The following is a 5,374-nucleotide window of genomic DNA, read 5'->3' on the forward strand; positions in this document are numbered from 1 at the left end:
GGCCCGATCCCGGCACGAGATACGATCGCAGCATCTGTTCAGTCTGCTGCACATCACGGCGAACGGGCACGTCCCAATAATGCATCGCGACAGGGTCGCCAAAGATCGGAAACAGCATTTCCGCGTCTGCCGGCCTCGTCGGCCTGAGCACCAGCCGATCAGTCTGAAGAACCGGTAAAGCCTCACCCGGACTGGTCATCGACGCCTCGAACGCAGTGTTGGCGGCCTGATGGTTTCAAATTGCCCGAAAGATGTTCCCGCCCAAAGAGCGGCGCAAACGAGTTTCTATCACCCGCAGGCGACATCCCTTTCAGGGGGTATGAACGCCCTGTCGTCCACGTCACCCGCCGGCTCTATCTTTCGACGGTCGCTGGGTAGAAGGAACGTCAGCAAGATCAGGACGAGGACAATCCCGGCGATGCTGACATACATGGGATTGAAGGTGGCCAAGGTCTCCCTCATGTTGCCGCCCACAATGTTCCCCGACATGTTCCCTAGTCCAACCGAAAGGTTGAGAACTCCGAATAGTCGGGTCGCGCCCGTCCCTTGTGTCGTCTTCGACACATAGGCGGGAACCAGACCGAAAATCGAGTTGAAGGCGATTCCAAACAATCCCGCTCCGGCGAACACAATTGCGGGACTTGTCGGCCGGCATGCAATGGCTGCGGCAAAGAATAGAAGCACGAACGCCAATGTCAGTGTGCGTTTGACCGAGATCCGATCGGCGATGGAGCCCATGAGGAAGCCGCCAAACATACCTGCGATCCCGATCATTGACCAAATTCGACCGCTCAGCTCCGGTGACCAAGCGTGCTCATCTCGCAGGTAACTCGTGAGGAACGTTTGAAATGGCATGCAGGCTAAGCCGCTCAGGAACATGATGATTAGAAGGATGAGAGGGCCACGGAAGCTCGAAGACCGCTGGGGTGTCTCGGAGGAGGAGCGCGACTGGCGCGCGTCGCGGCTGAAGTGCCGATCGCCGAGACGGGACAGGCTGAGGATGCCGATGAGCGTTAGGCAAGCAGCGGTGGCGCCGACGACCAACCATACCGATCGCCAACCAAAGGCAAGAACCAGAGGTGGGACGATCAGGCCGTTGATGAACACGCCGTAGCTTGTACCGCTGGACATCAGGCCCAGCGCCTTTCCCTGATGCTGCTCGGGAATGAGTTGCTGCGCCAACTGAGCCATCGGCGTCCAAACCGATGCGGCCATCGCCGCAAGGCAGACCAGAAGCGCGGCTAGTGATATCGGGCTCCCAATTCCGCTGAGCGCCAGCAGGCAGATCGTGCAGATCACCATTGATCCTGCGACGGTCCGCGCCGGACCAATGAGCGGAGCCAAGAACCCGATTGCCAGCGACGAGGATAGATAACCGATCTGCGCGTATCCGGCGACCGCTCCAGCAAAAGCGTAATCGAACGTGAGCGTTGCGCGCATCTCCGGCATGAGCGCGGCAAACAGATAGACTCCGAAGCCGTAGGTGACTGAAATGAAGGAGGTGAAAACAACAGTTACAACGACTGGCGCGGGGGATCGTGCAAGTAGACGTGTCTTCGATTGAGAGATGGGCAATCCGTGTCGCTCAGCCATGTTGCGCAAGCGGAGGCTTCTGCGATCGCCTTCGCGAGCAGCCATCCTTCCGTCCGTTAACGCGGCCGGAATCGTCCCGGCCCCTCGGATGACTTCTTGCGGCTGGATGCGACACAGACAAACGAGTTGTAGTCACCACGAGGTGAATGCGGGTCAGCGTGTGCACGACCCGATACGTCTCCACCAGGGATGCGTGATGTCGAGGCGCTGGACACGGTGGTGGCCGATCTCTGAGGCGCCTCGCGGCCAGATTATTTTCCAATGCCAAGGCGCCGGGGGATGACTTTCGGCCGAGGCATCGCCGCGGCAACGGGTGCTGGCGGCCGATCACGGTCGCGAAGCTCCTGGAGAATCCAAGCGCGAAAAAGCTTGGTTTCGGGTCGGTCGAAAGCCAATTGCGTGCCGACGAGCCAATAGCTCGTATCCGCCGGGATCGCGGGACCGGCGATCTCCAAGAGGCTGCCTTGCACGAGGTATTCGTCGATCAGCGGCTTGCGGCCCATGGCGATACCAAGTCCGCGCATGGCGCCTTCTGCCGCGAGCTGAATGGTGTCGACGCGAATGGCGCGCTCGTTCGACGGAGGTGCAATGCCTCTTGCCTCGAACCATGAGCGCCAATCTTCCCGGACAGTGGTCACATGGATCAGAGGCGCGTGTCCGAGGAGCTCGACTTCATCGTCGACGAAAATGCTTTGTCGCAGACTGGGCGAGCAGACAGGAACAACCATCTCGGGCACGAGCTGGGTCCAGGACTCTCCCGACTTTGGCGCCGTTCCCCGCCTGATCGCGAGGTCGATACCGGCGGTCGGAAAGTCGACATAGTGCCGGGACGTATCAATCGTGACGCGGATATCGGGATAGAGTTCGGTGAAGCGAGAAAGGCGCGGAAGCAGCCACCTGTTTGCGAATGTCGGCGCGCTGCTGACGGAGAGTGCGCCTGTCGCGCGGCGGCCTGGCAAGCGTTCGGTCGCCGTGGCAAGGATCGACAGAGCTGTTTGAATTTCAGGCGCGTATGCTTCCCCTGCCGGCGTGAGCGTGAGACCGCGCGGGCCGCGATGGAACAGCTCGGTTCCCAGCCAATTCTCCAATGTCTGTATGCCGTGGCTTATGGCACTGGGCGTGATGTGGATCTCATCCGCCGCAAGCTTGAAGCTCCCGAGCCGGGCCGCTGCCTCAAAGAGGCGCAGCGTGTTTACCGGAGGAAGCCTGAAGCCCATGGAATGCCCGTGCGAAAATCAAACGCTCATGACCAACTCTTATATTGTTTCGACGCTGCGAATGTGTCAATTCTCATATTGTATCATGTGACAATCATCGACGACCGCGCGGCGCCTGCGACGGCATCGATCCCTGAAGCGCCATAAAGCGAGCGGCTGGACGCTGCTGACCGACTGAACTCGGCCTACCAGCCGCCGCGTTGGAGCCATTCGTCGAGCATAGTAAGTCGGTCGTGCCCCCAGAACGGCTCGCCATCCACGACAAAGAAGGGCGAGCCGAATATTCCTCTGCGTAGCGCTTCGTCGGTCCTCGCGCGCACCTCTTCCTTCGCGGCCGGAAGCGCGATCGCCTCGATCACCGCAGTCGCGGCAATGCCGAGGTCGGACGCAATCGCGGCCACGCGGTCAGGCTGTGCTGTATCGTGGCCGGCGGAGAAGTAGGATTGAAAAACGCGCTTTGCGAACGGCACCGCAAGCTCGGGACGCTTGCTCTCGATCCAGTAGAACGCTCGGCTTGCAGGTAGCTGCGTTGCAGGATGGCTCCCGGGTGGATTGAACACCACGCCGGCGCGCCGAGCGAGGCGGAGCCAATCGTGCTTGGCGTAGTCCCCGCGCAATGGCGTCTGCGTCAGCGACGTCATCCCCGTCGCTTTGAAGAGCACGCCGAGCATGAAGGGACGCCATTGCACAGATCGGCGATGACGCGCGGCAATCTCCTCGATCGAAAGCGACGCGAAAAACGCATAGGGGGAACTGAAATCGAACCAGAATTCAATTGTCGGAGATTGCTGGGTCATGGAAAGCTCAGCTTGCTGAGAGGGTCGTCCGGCAAAGCCCGCGCGGATTGAAGCACTGCCGCCGGACGTATTGTCGAGCGGCGGCTACCGTCTGGAGGACTGTGCGGCGTGGTCAGTCGGGCGCCGACATAGTGGGCCGCTGCGGTGGTGGAGCACAGGCCAGACCACTCACACGCGCCGCAGGCGCTGCGCGTAACGCCAGCGACGAAGGCGTCTCGCATCGTCGTGATCAACTCGCCATCCATGCGGAAAGCCGTTCCGGGACGAATGGAGTATCCAAGGATCGCGCTCAACTCCGCAGCGGCAACGTCGTCGCGGCGCATGACGCTCTCGCGGTGACAGTGAACGTCGGACTCTGCGAGCAGCGGCGCACAAACGTCATCGGCCTCCGAGACCACGACGATTTCTTCTCCTAGCTGGATACGGTCGGCCACTGAGTCGAGGTTGGTTGTGAAGGCAGAGCTGTAGCCCTTGCCCGAGTACGTCAGGAGGCAGAGCAGGTGGTGCGCTCTTAGGCGCACCGTCATCGCCGAACCTCGCGCGAACTGAGGATGCGTGTCAGGGCCGCGAGAGAGGCGGCCGCGAAGGCGGATTTCAAGAGGCCGCCCAGGAGGAATGGCATGACGCCGTGCGCAATCGCTTGCTGAGGTCCGATCAGCACTGCGAGCCACGCCGCTCCGATGGCGAGGCATGCTGCGTTTCCGAGCAGCATGGACAGCAAAGCGAGAGCTGGACGACCTCCGTTCCAGCCATGCTCGGCGAGCCAGCCCGTAAGGCCGCCGGCAACGACAAAGGCGACTAGATACCCTCCGGTAGGACCGGAAAAGTGATGGAGGCCACCAGCTCCGCCGGCGAGAACGGGAAGACCGGCAGCGCCCTCGAGAAGCCACGCTGAGATTGTGATGATCCCGAGACGCCAGCCGTACAGAGCGCCGACGAGCGTGACCGCGAAGGTCTGCATCGTCATTGGCACTGGAACCATCGGGACTTCAATGTAGGAGGATAAGGCAAGCAGCACTGTCCCGACCAGGACGGCGAGGGCCTGCAACGCGACCGAGTGGCGGCTAAGATCGAGCGGGCTGAATGGTGTGATGGTTGTGGCGATAGACATGGCGATTCCAGTGGACTTCATCTTGTCTTGCGGTACGGCAGTCGATTGACGCCAATGCCTGCAACAGCGTCAAAGGCCGCTTCTGACGGTATCCAATGGGGGCTCGGCAGCCAAACAAGCTTGGTTCATCGCTGGCTGAACAATCTTCACCAGCATCGGAGTTGAAAGTCGGCATAGGCTGTGCCGACGGTCTCTAGCTCGGTGCGGAGGCCTCTGGCATTGCGGTGCTAAGGATCGCGCTACCAATTTTGTCGCGCTGGAGGAAGCATGGAGGGTGTGCGCGTGGCTGTCGAGGCTGATCTACCGGAGATTCGCTCGCTCGTTGCCGACGCTTACGCGCTCTATACGCCCAGAATCGGCCGTGTAGCTGGCCCTGTGCTTTCGGACTACGCGGCGTTGGTCCAGCAGCATGCTGTTCATGTGCTTGAGGACGCGCATAAGATCGTCGGTGTGTTGGTGGTAATCGAAGGCGAGCACGGCTTTCTGCTGGACAACGTTGCAGTCCGTCCCGACGCGCAGGGCAAGGGCTTCGGACGCCGGCTTCTGGAGTATGCGGAGACGCTCGGCCAGCGGAAGGGATACGAGGTTCTGAGACTCTACACCAATGAAGTGATGGTCGAAAATCTCGCGCTGTACGGCCGTCTTGGCTACGTCGA

7 protein-coding genes are annotated in these 5,374 nt (G+C 60.9%); 1 reads left to right on the plus strand and 6 read right to left on the minus strand.

Annotation, left to right across the window (positions count from 1 at the left end):
• The 6 genes from BGN91_RS10265 to BGN91_RS10290 all read right to left on the minus strand — a co-directional run.
• Window positions 1–199 (minus strand): GNAT family N-acetyltransferase (locus BGN91_RS10265; RefSeq protein WP_292612814.1); only part of this gene is annotated, 199 nt, incomplete at its 3' end.
• A gap of 89 nt (window positions 200–288) precedes the next feature.
• Window positions 289–1,638 (minus strand): MFS transporter, encoded by a 1,350-nt coding sequence (locus tag BGN91_RS10270; RefSeq protein WP_292612816.1) that lies wholly within the window; start codon window positions 1,636–1,638, stop codon window positions 289–291.
• Window positions 1,639–1,844: 206 nt separating this feature from the next.
• Window positions 1,845–2,810 (minus strand): LysR substrate-binding domain-containing protein, encoded by a 966-nt coding sequence (locus tag BGN91_RS10275; RefSeq protein ID WP_292612818.1) that lies wholly within the window; start codon window positions 2,808–2,810, stop codon window positions 1,845–1,847.
• Between the two features lie 185 nt (window positions 2,811–2,995).
• The gene (locus tag BGN91_RS10280; RefSeq protein ID WP_292612820.1) at window positions 2,996–3,607 is read right to left on the minus strand and encodes a 2-hydroxychromene-2-carboxylate isomerase; all 612 of its coding nucleotides are present in this window, start codon (window positions 3,605–3,607) and stop codon (window positions 2,996–2,998) included.
• The gene (locus BGN91_RS10285) at window positions 3,604–4,134 is read right to left on the minus strand and encodes a DUF1284 domain-containing protein (protein ID WP_292612822.1); all 531 of its coding nucleotides are present in this window, start codon (window positions 4,132–4,134) and stop codon (window positions 3,604–3,606) included. The genes BGN91_RS10280 and BGN91_RS10285 overlap by 4 nt, the downstream gene beginning before the upstream one ends.
• Window positions 4,131–4,718 (minus strand): biotin transporter BioY, encoded by a 588-nt coding sequence (locus BGN91_RS10290; protein WP_292612823.1) that lies wholly within the window; start codon window positions 4,716–4,718, stop codon window positions 4,131–4,133. Before BGN91_RS10290 ends, BGN91_RS10285 begins: the two co-directional genes overlap by 4 nt.
• A 282-nt stretch (window positions 4,719–5,000) precedes the next feature.
• Between BGN91_RS10290 and BGN91_RS10295 the strand changes: the two genes are divergently transcribed.
• The coding region (locus BGN91_RS10295; protein WP_292612825.1) for a GNAT family N-acetyltransferase at window positions 5,001–5,374 on the plus strand (374 nt) is incomplete at its 3' end.

It is taken from the genome of Nitrobacter sp. 62-13 (assembly GCF_001896955.1).
Lineage (GTDB): Bacteria > Pseudomonadota > Alphaproteobacteria > Rhizobiales > Xanthobacteraceae > Nitrobacter.

Bases quoted from the DNA above. Each gene is read 5' to 3' on its own strand.
- BGN91_RS10270 (WP_292612816.1), bottom strand. From the start codon at position 1,638: ATGGCTGCTCGCGAAGGCGATCGCAGAAGCCTCCGCTTGCGCAACATG.
- BGN91_RS10275 (WP_292612818.1), bottom strand. From the start codon at position 2,810: ATGGGCTTCAGGCTTCCTCCGGTAAACACGCTGCGCCTCTTTGAGGCA.
- BGN91_RS10285 (WP_292612822.1), bottom strand. From the start codon at position 4,134: ATGACGGTGCGCCTAAGAGCGCACCACCTGCTCTGCCTCCTGACGTAC.
- BGN91_RS10290 (WP_292612823.1), bottom strand. From the start codon at position 4,718: ATGTCTATCGCCACAACCATCACACCATTCAGCCCGCTCGATCTTAGC.
- BGN91_RS10280 (WP_292612820.1), bottom strand. From the start codon at position 3,607: ATGACCCAGCAATCTCCGACAATTGAATTCTGGTTCGATTTCAGTTCC.